The organism is Streptomyces sp. NPDC001204 (assembly GCF_053598035.1).
Genome location: NZ_JBSFJL010000014.1, coordinates 1 through 17,658, shown reverse-complemented (window position 1 = coordinate 17,658; position 17,658 = coordinate 1). Strand labels below are relative to the sequence as shown.

At 72.7% G+C, this 17,658-nt stretch carries 15 protein-coding genes; 13 read left to right on the top strand and 2 right to left on the bottom strand.

Annotation, left to right across the window (positions count from 1 at the left end; translation table 11 throughout):
* Positions 1 to 4: 4 nt before the first annotated feature.
* The 3 genes from ACWC91_RS20320 to ACWC91_RS20310 all read left to right on the top strand — a co-directional run bounded on the left by ACWC91_RS20320 (position 5) and on the right by ACWC91_RS20310 (position 5,773).
* On the top strand, positions 5 to 268 hold the full coding sequence (locus ACWC91_RS20320; protein ID WP_003975777.1) for a WhiB family transcriptional regulator: 264 nt from the start codon (positions 5 to 7) through the stop codon (positions 266 to 268).
* 193 nt (positions 269 to 461) lie between these two features.
* On the top strand, positions 462 to 4,244 hold the full coding sequence (locus ACWC91_RS20315) for a glycosyltransferase (RefSeq protein ID WP_376500152.1): 3,783 nt from the start codon (positions 462 to 464) through the stop codon (positions 4,242 to 4,244).
* Positions 4,241 to 5,773: a DUF5719 family protein gene (locus ACWC91_RS20310; protein ID WP_376500150.1), complete on the top strand. Its 1,533-nt coding sequence runs from the start codon at positions 4,241 to 4,243 to the stop codon at positions 5,771 to 5,773. Before ACWC91_RS20315 ends, ACWC91_RS20310 begins: the two co-directional genes overlap by 4 nt.
* A 61-nt stretch (positions 5,774 to 5,834) precedes the next feature.
* Here ACWC91_RS20310 and ACWC91_RS20305 read toward each other — a convergent pair whose 3' ends face one another.
* Positions 5,835 to 6,284, bottom strand: coding sequence for a metallopeptidase family protein (locus ACWC91_RS20305; protein ID WP_225074869.1), 450 nt, complete (start codon positions 6,282 to 6,284; stop codon positions 5,835 to 5,837).
* Positions 6,285 to 6,648: 364 nt separating this feature from the next.
* Between ACWC91_RS20305 and ACWC91_RS20300 the strand changes: the two genes are divergently transcribed.
* The 8 genes from ACWC91_RS20300 (at position 6,649) to ACWC91_RS20265 (ending at position 15,007) form a co-directional block, all read left to right on the top strand.
* Positions 6,649 to 7,071: a DUF3499 domain-containing protein gene (locus ACWC91_RS20300; protein WP_141360459.1), complete on the top strand. Its 423-nt coding sequence runs from the start codon at positions 6,649 to 6,651 to the stop codon at positions 7,069 to 7,071.
* A 113-nt stretch (positions 7,072 to 7,184) separates the two neighbouring features.
* The gene (locus ACWC91_RS20295; RefSeq protein WP_225074870.1) at positions 7,185 to 8,549 is read left to right on the top strand and encodes a phosphomannomutase/phosphoglucomutase; all 1,365 of its coding nucleotides are present in this window, start codon (positions 7,185 to 7,187) and stop codon (positions 8,547 to 8,549) included.
* A gap of 147 nt (positions 8,550 to 8,696) precedes the next feature.
* Complete coding sequence (locus ACWC91_RS20290; protein WP_225074871.1) at positions 8,697 to 8,867, top strand: Trm112 family protein; 171 nt, start codon at positions 8,697 to 8,699, stop codon at positions 8,865 to 8,867.
* A 102-nt stretch (positions 8,868 to 8,969) separates the two neighbouring features.
* Entirely contained in the window at positions 8,970 to 10,097 is a 1,128-nt protein-coding gene (locus ACWC91_RS20285) for an SIS domain-containing protein (RefSeq protein ID WP_141360462.1), read from the top strand.
* Positions 10,098 to 10,201: 104 nt separating this feature from the next.
* Positions 10,202 to 11,356, top strand: coding sequence for a mannose-6-phosphate isomerase, class I (gene manA / locus ACWC91_RS20280; RefSeq protein WP_450643497.1), 1,155 nt, complete (start codon positions 10,202 to 10,204; stop codon positions 11,354 to 11,356).
* A 131-nt stretch (positions 11,357 to 11,487) separates the two neighbouring features.
* The gene (locus tag ACWC91_RS20275) at positions 11,488 to 12,468 is read left to right on the top strand and encodes a cation diffusion facilitator family transporter (protein ID WP_450643498.1); all 981 of its coding nucleotides are present in this window, start codon (positions 11,488 to 11,490) and stop codon (positions 12,466 to 12,468) included.
* 283 nt (positions 12,469 to 12,751) lie between these two features.
* On the top strand, positions 12,752 to 14,209 hold the full coding sequence (gene ahcY / locus ACWC91_RS20270) for an adenosylhomocysteinase (RefSeq protein ID WP_225074874.1): 1,458 nt from the start codon (positions 12,752 to 12,754) through the stop codon (positions 14,207 to 14,209).
* Positions 14,210 to 14,389: 180 nt separating this feature from the next.
* Positions 14,390 to 15,007, top strand: a complete 618-nt coding sequence (locus tag ACWC91_RS20265) for a hypothetical protein (protein WP_450643499.1) — start codon at positions 14,390 to 14,392, stop codon at positions 15,005 to 15,007.
* 84 nt (positions 15,008 to 15,091) lie between these two features.
* On the opposite strand, the gene ACWC91_RS20260 is transcribed toward ACWC91_RS20265, so the two are convergent.
* Entirely contained in the window at positions 15,092 to 16,156 is a 1,065-nt protein-coding gene (locus ACWC91_RS20260) for an RDD family protein (protein WP_450643500.1), read from the bottom strand.
* Between the two features lie 131 nt (positions 16,157 to 16,287).
* Here ACWC91_RS20260 and ACWC91_RS20255 point away from each other — a divergent pair, with 131 nt between their 5' ends.
* Both ACWC91_RS20255 and ACWC91_RS20250 read left to right on the top strand, forming a co-directional pair.
* Positions 16,288 to 17,295 (top strand): stage II sporulation protein M, encoded by a 1,008-nt coding sequence (locus ACWC91_RS20255; RefSeq protein WP_225074877.1) that lies wholly within the window; start codon positions 16,288 to 16,290, stop codon positions 17,293 to 17,295.
* A 99-nt stretch (positions 17,296 to 17,394) separates the two neighbouring features.
* Positions 17,395 to 17,658, top strand: a 264-nt coding sequence (locus ACWC91_RS20250) for a hypothetical protein (protein WP_450643501.1), incomplete at its 3' end; no start/stop codon positions are given.

Here is a 17,658-nt window from a genome sequence, read left to right as displayed (position 1 = left end):
GCACATGACCGAGCTGGTGCAGCAACTGCTGGTCGACGACGCGGACGAGGAACTCGGCTGGCAGGAGCGCGCGCTGTGCGCCCAGACCGACCCCGAGTCCTTCTTCCCCGAGAAGGGCGGCTCCACCCGCGAGGCCAAGAAGGTCTGCCTCGCCTGCGAGGTCCGCTCCGAGTGCCTCGAGTACGCCCTCGCCAACGACGAGCGCTTCGGCATCTGGGGCGGTCTGTCCGAGCGGGAGCGCCGCCGGCTGAAGAAGGCGGCCGTCTGACCGCCGTACCACCGCAGGCTCCGCTCACATCCCCCGGAAAACGTCACGAACGGCCCGTCGCAGGTGGGTTATCCACAGGCGGCGGGCCGCCTTGTTGGCCAGCCGATAGTGTGGTCGCTCGTCCGACACGCCCCCTTGCCCCCACCGGGCACGGGCGTCCACCGAAGTCCACCGAACCGGGGCCCGTATCTCGATGTCCGTGCACAGCCATACGGCAGCCCACTACGACGGCGCTGCCCCAGTGCCCGACCCCGCGCGTGCGACGGTGTCCGACCAGACCGGCACACCGGAGTACCCGCGCCACGTCGTCACCGCCGTGCTCGTCTCCCACGACGGCGCGCGCTGGCTGCCCGACGCGCTCGCCGGCCTGCTCGGCCAGGAGCGCCCCGTGCAGTGCGCCGTGGCCGCCGACACCGGCAGCGCGGACGAGTCGGCCCAGGTGGTCACCGACGCCCTCGGCGCCGACCGCGTCCTGCACCTCGCCCGGCGCACCGGCTTCGGACAGGCCGTCGAGGAGGCCGTTCACAGCGCCCCGGTCCTCACCCCGGACGACCTGCCGTACCTCAAGCGCCCCAGCAGCTGGGACCCCGTTACGCGCACCTGGCGCGACGAGACCTACGACCTGCCCGAACTGCCGTACGGGGAGCCGGTGCAGTGGCTGTGGCTGCTGCACGACGACTGCGCCCCCGAACCCGACGCCCTGGCCCAGCTGCTGCGCGTCGTGGAGAACGAGTACGAACTCGGCCGGGACGACGTGGCGGTGGTCGGTCCCAAGCTGCGCGGCTGGTACGACCGCAGGCAGCTCCTCGAAGTGGGCGTCAGCATCGCCAACTCCGGACGCCGTTGGACCGGCCTCGACCGACGCGAGCAGGACCAGGGCCAGCACGACCACGTCAGGCCCGTGCTGTCGGTGTCCACCGCCGGAATGCTGATCCGGCGTGACATCTTCGAGGAACTGGGCGGGTTCGACCGCCGGCTCCCCCTGATGCGCGACGACGTCGACCTGTGCTGGCGTGCCCTCTCCGCCGGCCACCGTGTCCTGGTCGCCCCCGAAGCCGTCGTACGGCACGCCGAGGCGGCCTCCCGCGAGCGCCGCACCGTCGACTGCGTCGGCCGCACCGCCGCCTCCCCGCACAAGGTCGACAAGGCCGGCGCCGTCTACACCCTGCTCGTCAACACCCGCACGGCAGCGCTGCCCTGGGTGCTGCTGCGCCTGGTCCTGGGCACCCTGCTGCGGACCGTCGCCTACCTCGTCGGCAAGGTGCCGGGGCAGGCCGTCGACGAGATCCGCGGTCTGATGGGCGTCCTGCTGCGGCCCGAGCGGATCATCGCGGGCCGCGGCAGACGCGGCAAGCCACAGATCGACAAGGGGGAGCTGCGGGCGCTGCTCCCACCGCCGGGCGCCACCATCCGCGTCACAGTGGAACAGGTCGCGGGCAACCTCATGGGCGGCTCCGACGCCGAGGCGTCCTCGGCCGGCCGGCACGGCGGCGCGATCGAGTCCGGGCCCGGCGGCGACGACGCCGACTTCCTGGAGATCGAGCAGTTCGCGCGTCTCAAGCGCATCGCCCGCAAACCCGGCCCGGTGCTCTTCCTGGTGCTGCTGTTCGTCTCCCTGGCCGCCTGCCGTGGTCTGCTCGGCGGCGGCGCGCTCGCGGGCGGCGCCCTGCTGCCCGCGCCCGCCGACTCCTCCGAACTGTGGTCGCGCTACCTCGACTCCTGGCACCCGGTGGGCGCGGGCGGCACCCCGTCCGCGCCTCCGTACCTGGCGATGGTCGCGACGCTCGCCTCCCTGCTGCTCGGCTCGACCGGGCTCGCGGTCACCGTCCTGCTGGTCGGCTCGGTACCGCTGGCCGGATTCACCGCGTACTTCGCCTCCCGCCCGCTGGTCCCCTCCCGCCTGCTGCGCGCCTGGGGCGCCGTCGCCTACGCCTTCCTGCCGGCCACCACCGGCGCGCTGGCCGGCGGCCGCATCGGCACCGCCGTACTGGCCGTGCTGCTGCCGCTGATCGCCCGCGCCGGCGTCGCGGCCGCCGGCCTGGCCAAAGCCCCCGGCGCCCGTGGAAGTTGGCGGGCCACCTGGGCGTACGCGCTGCTGCTGACCATCACCACCGCGTTCACGCCGATCGTGTGGCCCATCGCGCTCCTGCTCGGCCTCGGCGTGCTGGTCGTGCGCCGCGACGACATCGTGGCCCACGGGCTGCGCTTCCTGGCGCAGTTGGGCACCCCGCTGCTGGTCCTCGCGCCCTGGTCGCTGTCGCTGCTGCCGTTCGGCTTCTTCCACGAGGCCGGCCTCGAGTACGGCGCCTCGGCCGCCTCCGCGCTCGACCTGCTCGGCGCCGGCCCCGGCGGCCCCGGCACGATGCACGGGCTGATGCTCATCGGCATCGTCCTGGCCGCGCTGGCCGCCCTGCTGCGCTCCGAGCGCCAGTTCGCGATCTGGACGGCCTGGGCGGTCGCCCTGGTGGCGCTCGTCTTCGCCGTGCTGTCCAACGGCTCCACCTGGGCCGGCCCGGCCACCCTCGTCTACGGCCTCGCCCTCCTCGCCGCCGCCGTGATCGGCGCCGACGGGGCACGTGCCCGCGTGGCCGAGCAGAGCTTCGGCTGGCGCCAGCCGGTCGCCGCGCTGATCGCCTTCGCCTCGGCCGCCGGCCCCCTGCTCGTCGCCGCCGGCTGGATGATCGGCGGCGCCGACGGCCCGGTGGAGCGGCGCGACCCCGTGCAGGTGCCCGCGTTCGTCGCCGAGGAGAGCGGCACCCGCGACCAGGCCCGCACCCTGGTTCTCGACAGCGACTCGCCCGCCCACGTCGGCTACATGCTCGTACGCGGCTCCGGTGCCCGCATGGGCGACGCCGAACTCGCCGCGGTGAACGGCGGGAACAAGCAACTGGACAAGGTCGTCGCCAACCTGGTCGCCGGCTCCGGCGCCGACCAGGCCGGCCAGCTCGGCGGTTTCGCCGTGCGCTACGTCCTGGTCCACAAGGGCGCGCCCCGCGACGTCAGCCGCGTCCTGGACGCCACGCCCGGCCTGACCCGGCTCAGCCAGCAGGACGGCAGCGCCCTGTGGCGGGTGAACCAGGAGGTCTCGCGCGCCGCCATCGTGCCCGCCGCGGGCTCCGGCACCGCCGAGCCCGTCGCCGCCGGACCCGTCGAGATCCACACCACGATCCCGTCCGGGGCCGAGGGCCGCGTGCTGCGCCTGGCCGATTCCGCGGACGCGGGCTGGACGGCCACCCTGGACGGCAGGCCGCTCACCCGCACCACCGTCGACGACTGGGCCCAGGGCTTCCAGCTCCCCGCCTCCGGCGGCAAGCTGGACGTCACCTTCGAGGACCCGTTCAGCCACACGGCCTGGCTGTGGGCCCAGGGCGCCCTCGCCGTAGTCCTCGTCGTGCTCGCCCTGCCCGGCCGGCGCCGCGACGTCGACGACGACCTGCCGGAGGAGGAGCTCGTTCCCGCCCAGGCCGTCGCCGGGGAGGGCCGCCGGGCCCGCAGGCTGCGGGCCCAGGCCGAGGCCGAGGCAGACGAGGCCGGACAGGGCGAAGCGGGCCAGGACGAGTTCGGTCAGGAGGAGTTCGGGCGGCAGGAGTTCGCGGCGGAACCCGGCACCGTGCCGGCTCCCGCCCCGGACGAGGAGCCCGCCGCCGTCCCGCACCAGCAGTCCTACGACGAGTGGGACACCACCGCCTACGCGGGAGCCGCGACCGAGTACGGCGCCTACGGCGACGGCCAGTACGAGGGCGACGGCCAGTACCAGGGCGCCCAGCCCCAGCAGTACCCGGCGGGCGGCTACGACCAGGCGTACCCGCCCGACCCGTACCAGGGCGGCCAGTACGACCAGTACGGCTACGGCGGCCAGACCCCGGCGGCGCCCTACGGCCAGACGTACCAGCAGGGATACGAGGAGCCGTACGACCCGGCTCAGCACCACCCGCACGGCAACGGCAACGAGCGCCCCGACGGGAGCCAGCAGTGAACCGCACGACCCTGTCCCTGATCGCCGGCGTGACCGCGCTCGCCGCCGTCACCGGATTCGCCGCGCTGGACACGCCGGACGCCGCGGGCGCCGGCTCCGCCACGGCGGGCGCGCAACTGCCCGTCGAGCGCACGACGCTGGTGTGCCCGGCGCCGAGCACCTCCGACATAGCCGACACCGCGTACACGTCCTTCACCCCCGTGACCACGGGCACCGGCGGCACGGGCAAGGCCCAGCTCATGCCCGCCACCGAGCAGTCGGACACGGGTGACGGGAAGGACACGGCCAAGGGCGGCTCCACGGGCAAGACCAAGGACGGCGGAAAGAACAAGACCGCCAAGTCGGTCCTGGAACCCAAGGAGCCCGGCACACCCGTCACCCGTGACACCTCGGGCGGGGAAGCGCCCGCGCTGATCGGCACGGCCGAGGGCAAGTTCGCGCCCGGCTGGACGGTGCAGCAGACCACCGAGGTCGCCGTGGGCGCCGGCCGCGGGGTGCTGGGCGTGACCTGCACCGCGCCGGACACCCAGTTCTGGTTCCCCGGCGCGAGCACGGCCGCCGCGCGGTCCGACTACATCCACCTGACCAACCCGGACGACTCCCCGGCCGTCGTCGACATCGAGCTCTACGGCGCGGAGGGCGCCGTGAAGTCGCCCGCCGGCGAGGGCATCACCGTCGCGCCGCACTCCAGCGAGCCGCTCCTGCTGTCCACGCTCACCGACTCGGCGCAGCAGGACCTCACGGTGCACGTGAGCGTGCGCAGCGGCCGGGTCGGGGCGGCGGTGCAGGCCCTCGACAACAGTCTGGGCGGGGACTGGCTGGCGGCGTCCGTGGACCCGGCGGGCAGCCTCGTGCTCCCGGGCATCCCCAAGGACGCCACGGACGTACGGCTGATCGCCTTCACGCCCGCCGACTCCGACGCCGACCTGAAGGTGCGCCTCGCCTCCCCGTCCGGGCTGATCACGCCCGCCGGACACGAGACGGTCCACCTCAAGGGCGGGATGACGACCGCCGTCGACCTCGGCGAGGTCACGCGCGAGGAGGCGGGGTCGCTGGTGCTGACCCCGACCTCGCGGTCGGTGCCCGTGGTCGCGGCGCTGCGGGTCCTCAGGGGCAAGGGCGACCGGCAGGAGACGGCGTTCATCCCGGCGGCCGGCCCGTTCGTGACCCGGGCGACCTCGCCCGACAACAGCGCCAAGGGCTCGACGCTGTCGCTGACGGCTCCCACCGCCACCGCACAGGTCAAGGTCACCGCGTCGGCGGGCAGCGGGGGCGGCACGGCCGTCTCGAAGACCTACACGATCAAGGAAGGCACGACCCAGGACATCGCCCCGCCGGTGCCGTCCGGCCTGAAGGGGACGTACGCGCTCACGGTGGAGCGGATCTCCGGCGGCCCGGTCTACGGGGCGCGCACCCTCACGGCGTCGGGGGAGGGCAACTCCGGCTTCACGATCCAGACGCTGCCGGACGACCGCGGGATGGTGGCGGTGCCGCGCGCGGAGCAGGATCTGTCAGTACTGCAGAAGTGAGCCGGGCGGCCCGAGGGCGGCCCGGCGACGGGCCGGGGCTGTCCTCGCCGTACCGGGGCGGTCAGTCCTCGCCGTACCGGGGGTCGACCGTCTCCGGGGTCAGCCCCAGCAGCTCTGCCACCTGCTCGACGACGATCTCGTGCACCAGGGCGGCGCGCTCGTCGCGGCCCTTGGTGCGGATCTCCACCGGCCGCCGGTAGACGACCACACGCGCGCGTCGCCCCTCACGCGACGCGACCGTGCCCCCGAGCGGCACCGCCTCGTCGCTCCACGGCTGCCCCGGCCCGTCCAGCCGCGGCACCTCCACCACGAAGAAGTCGACGTCGGCCAGTTGCGGCCAGCGCCGCTCCAGCCGGTCCACGGAGTCCTGCACCAGATCCGCGAACGCCTCGGCCCGGCTCGCGGCGAGCGGCACCTGCGGCGGGGCGATCGGGCCGCGCATGCCCCGGCCGTGGCGATCACGTCGGCGGGGCCCGGGGCCGGCGGCACGGGGCGGTACAGGGTTGTCCATCACTGGTGAAGAGTAGTCCCCGGCGTCCCCGGGTGCCCGGTCCCGCGCGTCATTGCGGACCCCGTGCCGGACCCGTGCCGGACGCTGCGCCGGGTGCCGCACCGGACACGGCATCGGACCCCGCGCCGGACGCCGTACCCGCCCCGCCGTGGCCGCTCGCCCGGTGAGCATTTCAGCCAAGCTGGGGCTCGATTCCATATCTCTCCAGGACCGTCGATATCAAGGTAATTGACTGATTTTGTACCCGGTCGTGACCGGATCCGACTTGTTCGAGATTCCGACAGGGGGCGTTCCCGCAGGTCAGCGAAGTGTGACAGAAGGTGTGTCCGGGACGTTTCATACCGCGACACGGTGGAGTGGCCTGGTGGAGAGTCGTCGCGGCCCGCTCAAGAGTGCGGTACCGTCCATCGTCGTGAGCCTTGTACGTCGCTGTTCGCGCACCGCTTGCGGCCGTCCCGCCGTAGCGACGCTGACGTACGTCTACGCCGACTCGACCGCTGTCCTCGGCCCGCTCGCCACCTACGCCGAACCCCACTGCTACGACCTGTGCGCCGAGCACTCCGAGCGCCTCACCGCGCCCCGGGGCTGGGAGGTCGTCCGGCTCCTCGACGGCTCCGCTCCCGCGCGGCCCAGCGGAGACGATCTGGAAGCGCTTGCCAACGCCGTGCGCGAGGCGGCCAGGCCCCAGGAACGAGCGGCCGAGGCCGGTGGCGGCGCGCGTACCGCGGACCCGATGGAGGTCGCCCGCCGCGGCCACCTGCGCGTGCTCCGGTCGCCCGACAACTGACGCCGGGCAGCCCGCGAAATCCTTCCGCCACCCGCGGCCCTCGCCTCCGCCGCCTTCTGTTCGCATGCCGACGGTAGTTTGTGGTGACCGATAGGACCTCAGAAGGGCTGGCCGTGGCTGCTGATCTGTCGCAGATCGTGAAGGCGTACGACGTACGCGGGGTGGTCCCGGACCAGTGGGACGAGCCGCTGGCCGAACTCTTCGGGGCGGCCTTCGCCCAGGTGACCGGCGCCGACGCCCTCGTGACCGGCCACGACATGAGGCCCTCCTCGCCGGGCCTGGCCCGGGCCTTCGCCCGCGGCGCGGCGCGCCACGGCGCGGACGTCACCGGGATCGGCCTGTGCTCCACGGACCAGCTGTACTACGCCTCCGGCGCCCTGGACCTGCCCGGCGCGATGTTCACGGCCTCGCACAACCCGGCCAGGTACAACGGCATCAAGATGTGCCGCGCGGGCGCGGCCCCCGTCGGCCAGGACTCCGGGCTGGCGGAGATCCGCGAACTGGTCGAGCGGTGGCTCGCCTCGGGCGCCCCTGAGCCGGCCGCCCGGCAGGGGACGATCAGCCGGCGCGACACGTTGCGTGACTACGCGGCGTACCTGCGCTCCCTCGTCGACCTGGACTCCCTCCGCCCCCTGAAGGTCGTCGTCGACGCGGGCAACGGCATGGGCGGCCACACGGTCCCGACCGTCTTCGACGGTCTGTCCGTCGACCTCGTCCCGATGTACTTCGAACTGGACGGCACCTTCCCCAACCACGAGGCCAACCCCCTGGACCCGGCCAACCTCGTCGACCTCCAGAAGCGGGTCCGCGCGGAGGGCGCCGACCTCGGCATCGCCTTCGACGGCGACGCCGACCGCTGCTTCGTGGTCGACGAGCGCGGCGAGCCGGTCTCCCCGTCGGCGATCACCGCGCTGGTCGCCGCCCGTGAGCTGGCGAAGAACGGCGGCAAGGGCGTGATCATCCACAACCTCATCACCTCCTGGTCGGTCCCGGAGGTCGTCGAGGAGAACGGCGGCACGCCCGCCCGTACCCGCGTGGGCCACTCCTTCATCAAGGCCGAGATGGCGAGGACCGGGGCGATCTTCGGCGGTGAGCACTCCGCGCACTACTACTTCAAGGACTTCTGGAACGCCGACACCGGCATGCTGGCCGCCCTGCACGTCCTCGCGGCCCTGGGCGGCCAGGACGGCCCCCTGTCGGCCCTCGTCGCCCAGTACGACCGCTATGCCGGTTCCGGGGAGATCAATTCCACGGTCGACGACCAGGCCGCCCGCCTCGCCGCCATCAGGTCGGCCTACGCCGGTCGCGCGGACGTCACCCTCGACGAACTCGACGGCCTCACCGTCACCGCCGCGGACTGGTGGTTCAACGTCCGCCCGTCCAACACCGAGCCGCTGCTGCGGCTGAACGCCGAGGCCCGTGACGAGGCGACGATGGCCAAGGTGCGGGACGAGGCCCTGGCGATCATCCGGGGCTGAGGGGCCGTCCACCCCCCGCCAGGGCGGCGTCCGGGCGTGCGGGCCCGGCCCGACCCCGCCACGCCGCCCCCACCGGCGGTACCCTGACCAGGCACGTCCGTACGACCGCACCGACGCACCCACCCCGCCCGCCCGAAGGGAAACCCCATGCCGCTCGAAGCCGGCCTTCTGGAGATCCTCGCCTGCCCGGCCTGCCACGCCCCCCTCAAGGAGCAGGACGCCGAGCTGGTCTGCACCGGGCAGGACTGCGGTCTGGCGTACCCCGTCCGCGACGGCATCCCCGTCCTGCTCGTCGACGAGGCCCGCCGCCCCGCGTGACGCAGACCCGTCCGGAAGAGGCCCAGCGCCTCGCCCGGACGGGCTCCGCTGTCCGCACGAAGACGACCCGGCGCTCGGTGCCCGATCGGGAGGCTGCCGCCCATGCTCGACGAATCGCTGCTCGACGCCCCGGAGGGGCTCGCCCAGGCCGACCGCCGCGGACTGCTCCGCGGTGCCGCCGAGGCCGGCGCCCGCGTCCGGACCGCCGCCCGGAACGCCGCCGAGGCCGGCGTGAGCGGCCTCAGGCCCGACGGCCGCCCCCGCGCCGTCCTGATCGCCGGCCCCGGCGCCGCCGCCACCCACGCGGCCGACCTGCTCGGCACGCTCGCCGGCGCGGGCAGCCCCGTGACCCGGCTGGCACCCACGGGCGTGGCCTCCGCCGCCGGAGCCCTGCGCTGGGAGCTGCCCGGCTGGGCAGGCTCCGTCGACCTGCTGCTGATCGCCACCCCGGACGGCACCGAGCCGAGCCTGTCCCTGCTCGCCGAGCAGGCCTACCGGCGCGGCTGCACTGTCGTCGCCGTGGCCCCGGCGGGGACGCCGCTCGCCGAGGCCCTCGAGGGCGCCCGCGGCCTGTTCATCCCCATGGCCACGGCCCCCTACGACCACGGCGAACCCCTCGCCGGATCCGCCCCCGGCGTCCTGTGGGCGCTGCTCACGCCGCTGCTGGCGCTCCTGGACCGCGTCGGCCTGCTCACCGCCCCGCCCGACTCCCTGGAAAGGGCCGCCGACCGGCTGGACCACATCGCCGAACGCTGCGGACCCGCCATCGTCACCTACAGCAACCCGGCCAAGACCCTCGCCGCCGAACTCGCCGACGCGCTGCCGGTCATCTGGACCGAGGGCGCCTCCGCGGGCCCCGCGGGACGCCGGTTCGCCGCCGGGCTCGCCGAACTGTCCGGCATCCCCGCGATCGTCGCCGAACTGCCCGAAGCCCTCGCCGCGCACACCGCGCTGCTCGCCGGTCCGCTGGCCGCCAGTGCCGACCCGGACGACTTCTTCCGCGACCGCGTCGAGGAGCGGCCCGCCCTGCACGCGCGCGTGGTGCTGCTGCGCGACCGCCCGCTCGGCGGCCTGACCGCCGCCCCGGCCGCCCGAGACCTCGCCCTCAGCCACGACACGCCGATCAGCGAGCTGGAGCCGGACCCCGGCGACGATCTCGAGACCCTCGCGGAACTGATCGCCGTCACGGATTTCACCGCCGTTTACCTGGCGCTCGCCTCCGGCACCTGATCTGTCCTTGAGCGCAGACGAGAACGCTGAGAACGCCGAGAACGCCGAGAACGCCGAGAACGCCGAGAACGCCGAGAACAGCCCAGAACCGCAGAGAGAAGCGCATGGACCGCCTCGACAACACGATCCGCCCCTACGCCTGGGGTTCCACCACCGCCATCCCGCACCTGCTGGGTGCAGAGCCGAGCGGCGAACCCCAGGCGGAGCTGTGGATGGGGGCCCATCCGGGCGCACCCTCGCGCACCGCACGCGGCACCCTCGCCGAGGTCATCGAGGCCGGCCCGGAGGAGGAACTGGGCGCCAAGACGGTCGCGAAGTTCGGCCCGCGCCTGCCCTTCCTGCTCAAGATCCTCGCGGCCGGCGCCCCGCTCTCCCTCCAGGTCCACCCCGACCTGGCACAGGCCAAGGAGGGATACGCCGACGAGGAGCGCCGAGGCGTCCCCGCCGACGCCCCGCACCGCAACTACAAGGACGCCAACCACAAGCCCGAACTGGTCTGCGCGCTCACAGAGTTCGACGGCCTGTGCGGCTTCCGCGCGCCGAACCGGGCCGCCGAACTGCTCGACGCCCTCGGTGTCGACTCCCTCAAGCCGTACGTCGACGTGCTGCGCGCCCGCCCCGAGGAAGCCGCCCTGCGCGAGGTCCTCACCGCCCTCCTCACCGCCGACCGCGAGGAGATGGCCGCGACGGTCGCCGAGGCCGCGGCCGCCTGTGCCCGCCTCGGCGGCGACCACGCCCCCTACGCCGGCATCGCCCGCCACTACCCGGGCGACCCGGGCGTGCTGGCCGCGATGCTCCTCAACCACTTCCGCCTCAAGCCGGGCGAGGCGGTCTTCCTCGGCGCCGGCATCCCGCACGCCTACCTCAACGGCCTGGGCGTGGAGATCATGGCCAACTCGGACAACGTCCTGCGCTGCGGCCTGACCCCCAAGCACGTCGACGTCCCCGAACTCCTGCGCATCGTCCGCTTCGAGGCCCGCGACCCCGGCATCCTGTGCCCGGAGGCCGGCCCCGACGGCGAGGAGGTCTACGACACCCCTGTCGACGAGTTCCGCCTGTCCCGCTACGTCCTGCCCGAGGGCACCGACGCCGAACGCGACCTCACCCTCGACACCCCGCAGATCCTGCTCTGCGCGGCCGGCTCCGTCCGGACCGGCGAACAGGAACTCGCCCCGGGGCAGTCCGTGTTCGTCCCCGCCGGCGAAAAGACCGAAGTGTCCGGCACCGGCACCCTGTTCCGGGCCACCGTCGTCGTATGACCGCGCGGGCGGCGGCCCAACGGGCCGCCGCCCGGGTAACCGTCGCCGAACCGGGCTGCGACAATGACCCACCGGCCGAGGACTGGCCAAGGCCGCAAGCGAGTACGACGGCGAAGGGACAACGCGAACAGATGAGCGCGTCAGGCGGCACCAAGGCGATCATGGCGGCACTCGGCGCCAACCTTGCCATCGCGGTAGCCAAGTTCGTGGCATTCGCCTTCAGCGGCTCCTCGTCGATGCTCGCCGAGGGCGTGCACTCCCTCGCCGACTCCGGCAACCAGTTCCTGCTGCTGATCGGCGGCAAGCGGGCCCAGCGCGAGGCGACCCCGCAACACCCCTTCGGCTACGGCCGCGAACGGTACGTCTACGCCTTCCTCGTCTCCATCGTCCTGTTCTCCGTCGGCGGCATGTTCGCCATCTACGAGGGCATCGAGAAGATCCGCAACCCGCACGAAGTGGAGCACTGGTACTGGCCGGTGGGCGTCCTCGTCTTCGCGATCGTCGCCGAGGGCTTCTCCTTCCGCACGGCTGTCAAGGAGGCCGACGCACTGCGCGGCAAGCTGTCCTGGCCGCAGTTCATCCGCCGCGCCAAGGCCCCCGAACTGCCGGTCGTGCTCCTGGAGGACTTCGGCGCGCTGATCGGTCTCGTCCTCGCCCTCGGCGGCGTGGGCCTCGCCCTGCTCACCGGCGACGGGCTCTGGGACGGCATCGGCACGGTCTGCATCGGCGCCCTGCTCGTGCTGATCGCCCTCGTCCTGTCCGCCGAGACCAAGTCCCTGCTGCTCGGCGAGGCCGCCGGCACCGACGTGGTCCGGCAGATCGAGACCGCCATGGTCGACGGCGACACCGTCACCGGCGTCATCCACATGCGCACGCTCCACCTCGGCCCCGAGGAACTGCTCATCGCCGCCAAGGTCGCCGTCCAGCACGACGACACGGCCGCCGAGGTCGCCGCCGCCATCAACGCAGCCGAGGCCCGCATCCGCGACGCCGTGCCCATCGCCCGCGTCATCTACCTGGAACCGGACATCTACAGCGAGGCCGAGGCGGCCAAGGGCCCGGACCGCGAGGCCACCCCGGGCGGACCCGCCCCGCACCCCACCGGCCACTGATCCCGGCCGCCCCGGCGACGATCACGAGGCCCCGCGGACGTCCTGTGTGTCCGGACACGGACTGTGGGCCGCCGCTCTTCGCGGTGTAGCTTGGGACGGAGCCAGACGTCGCTGCTGATGGCGGTCGGGCGGCCCGAGCAGAGGCCGGCCGAGGGAGAGAGGGCCTCCGACGGACTGTGCTGCGCGCACGCGGGCATGCCTGTGTCCTCTTCGGGCACCCTGTGTCCGCCGCCGCGCAGGTCAGCCGTACCCACCTCGCCCCAACCCCGAGGAGCAGCACCCCATGACGACTGTCGAGAACCGACAGGACTTCAAGGTCGCCGACCTGTCCCTGGCCGAGTTCGGCCGCAAGGAGATCTCCCTCGCCGAGCACGAGATGCCTGGCCTGATGGCGATCCGCGCGGAGTACGCCGAGCAGCAGCCGCTCAAGGGCGCCCGCATCACCGGCTCCCTGCACATGACCGTGCAGACCGCCGTCCTGATCGAGACCCTGACGGCCCTCGGCGCGCGGGTCCGCTGGGCGTCCTGCAACATCTTCTCCACGCAGGACCACGCGGCCGCCGCCATCGCCGTCGGCCCCGACGGCACCCCCGACAACCCGCAGGGCATCCCGGTCTTCGCCTGGAAGGGCGAGACCCTCCAGGAGTACTGGTGGTGCACCGAGCAGGCGCTGACCTGGCCGGACAGCCCCACCGGCGGCCCGAACATGATCCTGGACGACGGCGGCGACGCCACCCTGCTGGTCCACAAGGGCGTCGAGTACGAGAAGGACGGCAAGGTCCCCTCGCCCGACACCGCCGAGTCTGACGAGCACCGCGTCATCCTGGAGCTGCTGAACCGCACTCTGGGTGAGAGCCCGCAGAAGTGGACCCAGCTGGCCTCCGAGATCCGGGGCGTCACCGAGGAGACCACCACCGGCGTGCACCGTCTGTACGAGATGCAGCGCGAGGGCACCCTCCTGTTCCCGGCGATCAACGTCAACGATGCGGTCACCAAGTCGAAGTTCGACAACAAGTACGGCTGCCGGCACTCCCTGGTCGACGGGATCAACCGCGCCACCGACGTCCTGATCGGCGGCAAGACCGCGGTCGTGTGCGGCTACGGCGACGTGGGCAAGGGCTGCGCGGAGTCCCTGCGCGGCCAGGGCGCCCGCGTGATCATCACCGAGATCGACCCGATCTGCGCCCTCCAGGCGGCGATGGACGGCTACCAGGTCACCACGCTGGACGAGGTCGTCGAGACGGCCGACATCTTCGTCACCACCACCGGCAACAAGGACATCATCCTCGCCTCCGACATGGCGAAGATGAAGCACCAGGCCATCGTCGGCAACATCGGTCACTTCGACAACGAGATCGACATGGCCGGCCTCGCCAACGTCCCCGGCATCGTCAAGGACGAGGTCAAGCCGCAGGTCCACACCTGGACCTTCCCGGACGGCAAGAAGATCATCGTGCTGTCCGAGGGCCGCCTGCTGAACCTGGGCAACGCCACCGGTCACCCGTCGTTCGTGATGTCCAACTCCTTCGCGGACCAGACTCTGGCCCAGATCGAGCTGTTCACCAAGCCCGACGAGTACCCGACCGGCGTCTACGTGCTGCCCAAGCACCTCGACGAGAAGGTCGCCCGCCTCCACCTGGACGCCCTCGGCGTCAAGCTCACCACGCTGCGCCCCGAGCAGGCCGCGTACATCGGCGTGGAGGTCGACGGCCCGTACAAGTCGGACCACTACCGCTACTGACCACCACCGAGCCGCACCCCGCGTCTCAGTCAGGTCCTTCGAGGCAGGCCCCCGCACCCCCGTGTCGGGGGCCTGCCCCTTTCGGCCGGACCAGCGGTGCCGACCGGACCGGCGGCCGTCACGCCCGCCTGCCCGCAGTGCCGAAGCGGCCGGACCACCCCGTCACACCCCAGGACCCCCATGCCCCGCGGCCGTTATTCGCTCCACGATCCGCACGATCACACCCCCCTCGCGGAAGAGCACTTCCATTGCGCCCCCGGCCCCTCCGGCTGGCGCTACGTATCCCAGCTGACCACCCCCTCGGGCGCCCATCACGGTTCCGTCGACCTCGCCATCGACGACCTCGGCCGCCCCATCCGCCTCGAACTCCACGCGGGAGGCTGGCAGGTGCGCGGTGCCGCCCTCGACGGCGTCACCTGGGTCCGCACCGACCCCACCGGCATCCATGCCACCGAAGGCACTGCGCGCGCCCACGCCTTCACCGGCACATCCCCCGCGTTCCTCATCGCCACCGCCCGTCTCCTGCGCCTCACCCCCTCCGCCTCCGCGACCCGCGTCCGCCTCGTGGCCTTCACGGATCCGGTCCTCGCCCCCCGCACCGTGGACCAGTCCTGGGCTCTGGTGGAAAGAGAAGCACACGCCACTGACAACGGCCCGCTGATCGTGGACGAATACCAGGTCACAGCCCTGGACACGGGCGAACAGCACACCGTGCACATCGCCGGGGACGTGGTTCTGGCGGCCCCCGGCATCGAGCTGGAGGACCTTCAGTCACCCCCGTCGGTCTTCGACTCCTGAGCCTGCGGGCGGGGAAGGCCGGGAGAGGGCGAAGGAGGTTGAGGAAGGGTGAATGAGGTTGACGGACCCGGACCGGCCGACGCGTCAGGCCGGCGGCACGAACCCGGTACCGGGACGCTCGGTCGGCGATGTGTCCTCGGACGCCGCGTGCTGCGCCGGGAGGCCCGTGGACGGGGCGCCCCGGGCCGGGGCGCCCCGGGAAGCGGTGTCCTGAGGTACGGCGGGTGAAGCCTCAGCGGCGGATACGCGAGTCCCCGGCTGCTCGCCGACGCCGTGCGCCGGCGGCTGCGGCACGCCGTGGGCCGGCGGTTGCGGCGCCGGGAAGCCGGGAGCACCGGGCGCCGTGCCGGACCCGGCGACCGGGACGCCGGCCTCCCCGACGGACGCGCCCGTCGCCGAGCCGCCGCCGAACGCGCGCCGGGCCTCACGCGCCTGCCGCTCCTGCAACACCGCCGCCAGATACATGGCCGGCGGAACCTCGCGCGGCGCCGGAGTCCCGGTGCGGGCGGCGAGATCGGCGGCGAGCCGCTCGGCCATGCTCCAGCCGACCTGCGGATCCAGAGTCTGCATCCGCGTCAGGTACTGCCGGACCGCCAGCCACAGCCCGTCGGGAACCGCCGACAGATCGAGAGCGGAGAAACGCCCCGCCAGCCAGGGCGGCGGCGGAGGCACCGCGGTCGCCTGCCCGGCCGGCACCCGCTCCCGTACGACCAGGGTGCCCGCGAACACGTCTCCCAGCCGACGCCCCCGCGACGACACCAGCGAGGCGATACAGGCGACGACCCCGGACGTCAGCAGAATCTCGACCACACCGATCGCCCCACGCACGAGCGCGTGCCGGAACCGGATCGGCCCGCCGTCGTCCCGGACCACACGCAGCCCGCATGCCATCTTCCCGAGCGACCGCCCGTGGCTGAGCGTCTCCACGGCTATCGGCCCCCCGACCAGCACGAGCAGAAACGCCCCGATCGACACCGCGATCCGGGCGGCCTCGTCCAGGGAAGCGGTGGACGCCACGAGAGCCAAGGACACGGCCATGTACACCATCACCGTAACGACGAGGTCGAGGATCACCGCCAGTGCCCTGCTGGGCAGCCTCGCCGGGCGCACCTCCAGCGCCACGGCCTCACCCGTCACCAGCTCACTCACGCCCGTCGTCCTTCCCCTGGCCTGCCCCGAGAGGGGCCAGTCTGCCAAGCTGAGGGCGACCGCGCCGCAGTAGGACAAGCTGACACCGCCGACGAGTTGTCGAACAACCAGCCGAGGAGCAGGCAGACACGATGGACCTGGACGTCTTCGTCTCCGCCCACCGAGCGGAATGGGACCGCCTCGACACCCTGCTCCGGCGCCGACGCCGGCTCACCGGCACGGAGGCCGACGAGCTCGTCGCCCTCTACCAGCGCACCGCCACCCACCTCTCCCTGATCCAGTCCAGCGCGCCCGACCCGCAACTGACGGGGCGGCTCAGCCAACTCGTGGCGGCCGCGCGCAGCGCCGTGACCGGGACACGCCGCGCCTCGTGGCGGGACGTCACCCGCTTCCTGCTGGAGGGCTTCCCCGCAGCGGTCTACCGGGCCCGCCACTGGTGGGTTCCCACCGCGCTCCTGTCCACCGTCGTCGCGGCGCTCCTGGGATGGTGGATCGGTACGCACCCCGAGGTACAGGCCGCGATCGCGGCCCCGAGTGAGCTGCGGCAGCTCACCCGCCCCGGCGGCGAGTACGAGACCTACTACTCCAGTCACCCCGCGGCCGCCTTCGCCGCCCAGGTCTGGACGAACAACGCCCAGGCCGCCGCGATGTGCCTGGTCCTGGGCGTCTTCCTGGGACTGCCGGTCCTGTGGATCCTCTTCCAGAACATGCTCAACCTGGGTGTGGGCATCGGCCTGATGTCCTCGGCAGGCCGGCTCGACACATTCCTCGGCCTCGTCCTCCCGCACGGTCTGCTCGAACTGACGGCGGTCTTCGTCGCCGCCGGTACCGGGCTGCGCCTCGGCTGGACGGTCATCGATCCCGGCCCCCGCTCCCGACGCGTCGCTCTCGCCGAAGAAGGCCGAGCCGCGCTGGGCATGGCGATCGGCCTGGCCCTCGTCCTCTTCGTCTCCGGAGCCATCGAAGGCTTCGTCACGCCGTCGGGCCTGCCCACCTGGGCCCGCATAGGAATCGGGATCGTCGCGGAGCTGGCCTTCCTGGCCTACGTCTACGTCCTCGGCGGTCGAGCGGCACGGGCCGGCGGTACAGGGGACGTTGCGCCAACCGAGCGAAGCGCGACCGTGCCGACGGCCGCCTGATGTGCGTTTGGGCCCGCCGAGCTGCTAATCTCCTCTTCGCCGCACCGGAGCCGTTGACACGGGTCGGGTGGGGAGGTAGATTCAAACAGTTGCCCGGAGGTGGACTTCCACGAGGGTGACAGTGAGCGTCTATCTGCTTCTGTACATGTCGACAAGATCGATCATGAAGAAGCCTCTCCCGATGAATCGGAAACGAGGGCCGGTCAGACTGGCTCAAAAGTTCTGGTAAAGTCGGAATCGCCGGAAAGGGAAACGCGAAAGCGGGAACCTGGAAAGCGCCGAGGAAATCGGATCGGAAAAAGATCTGATAGAGTCGGAAACACCGAAGGGAAGCCCGGAGGAAAGCCCGAGAGGGTGAGTACA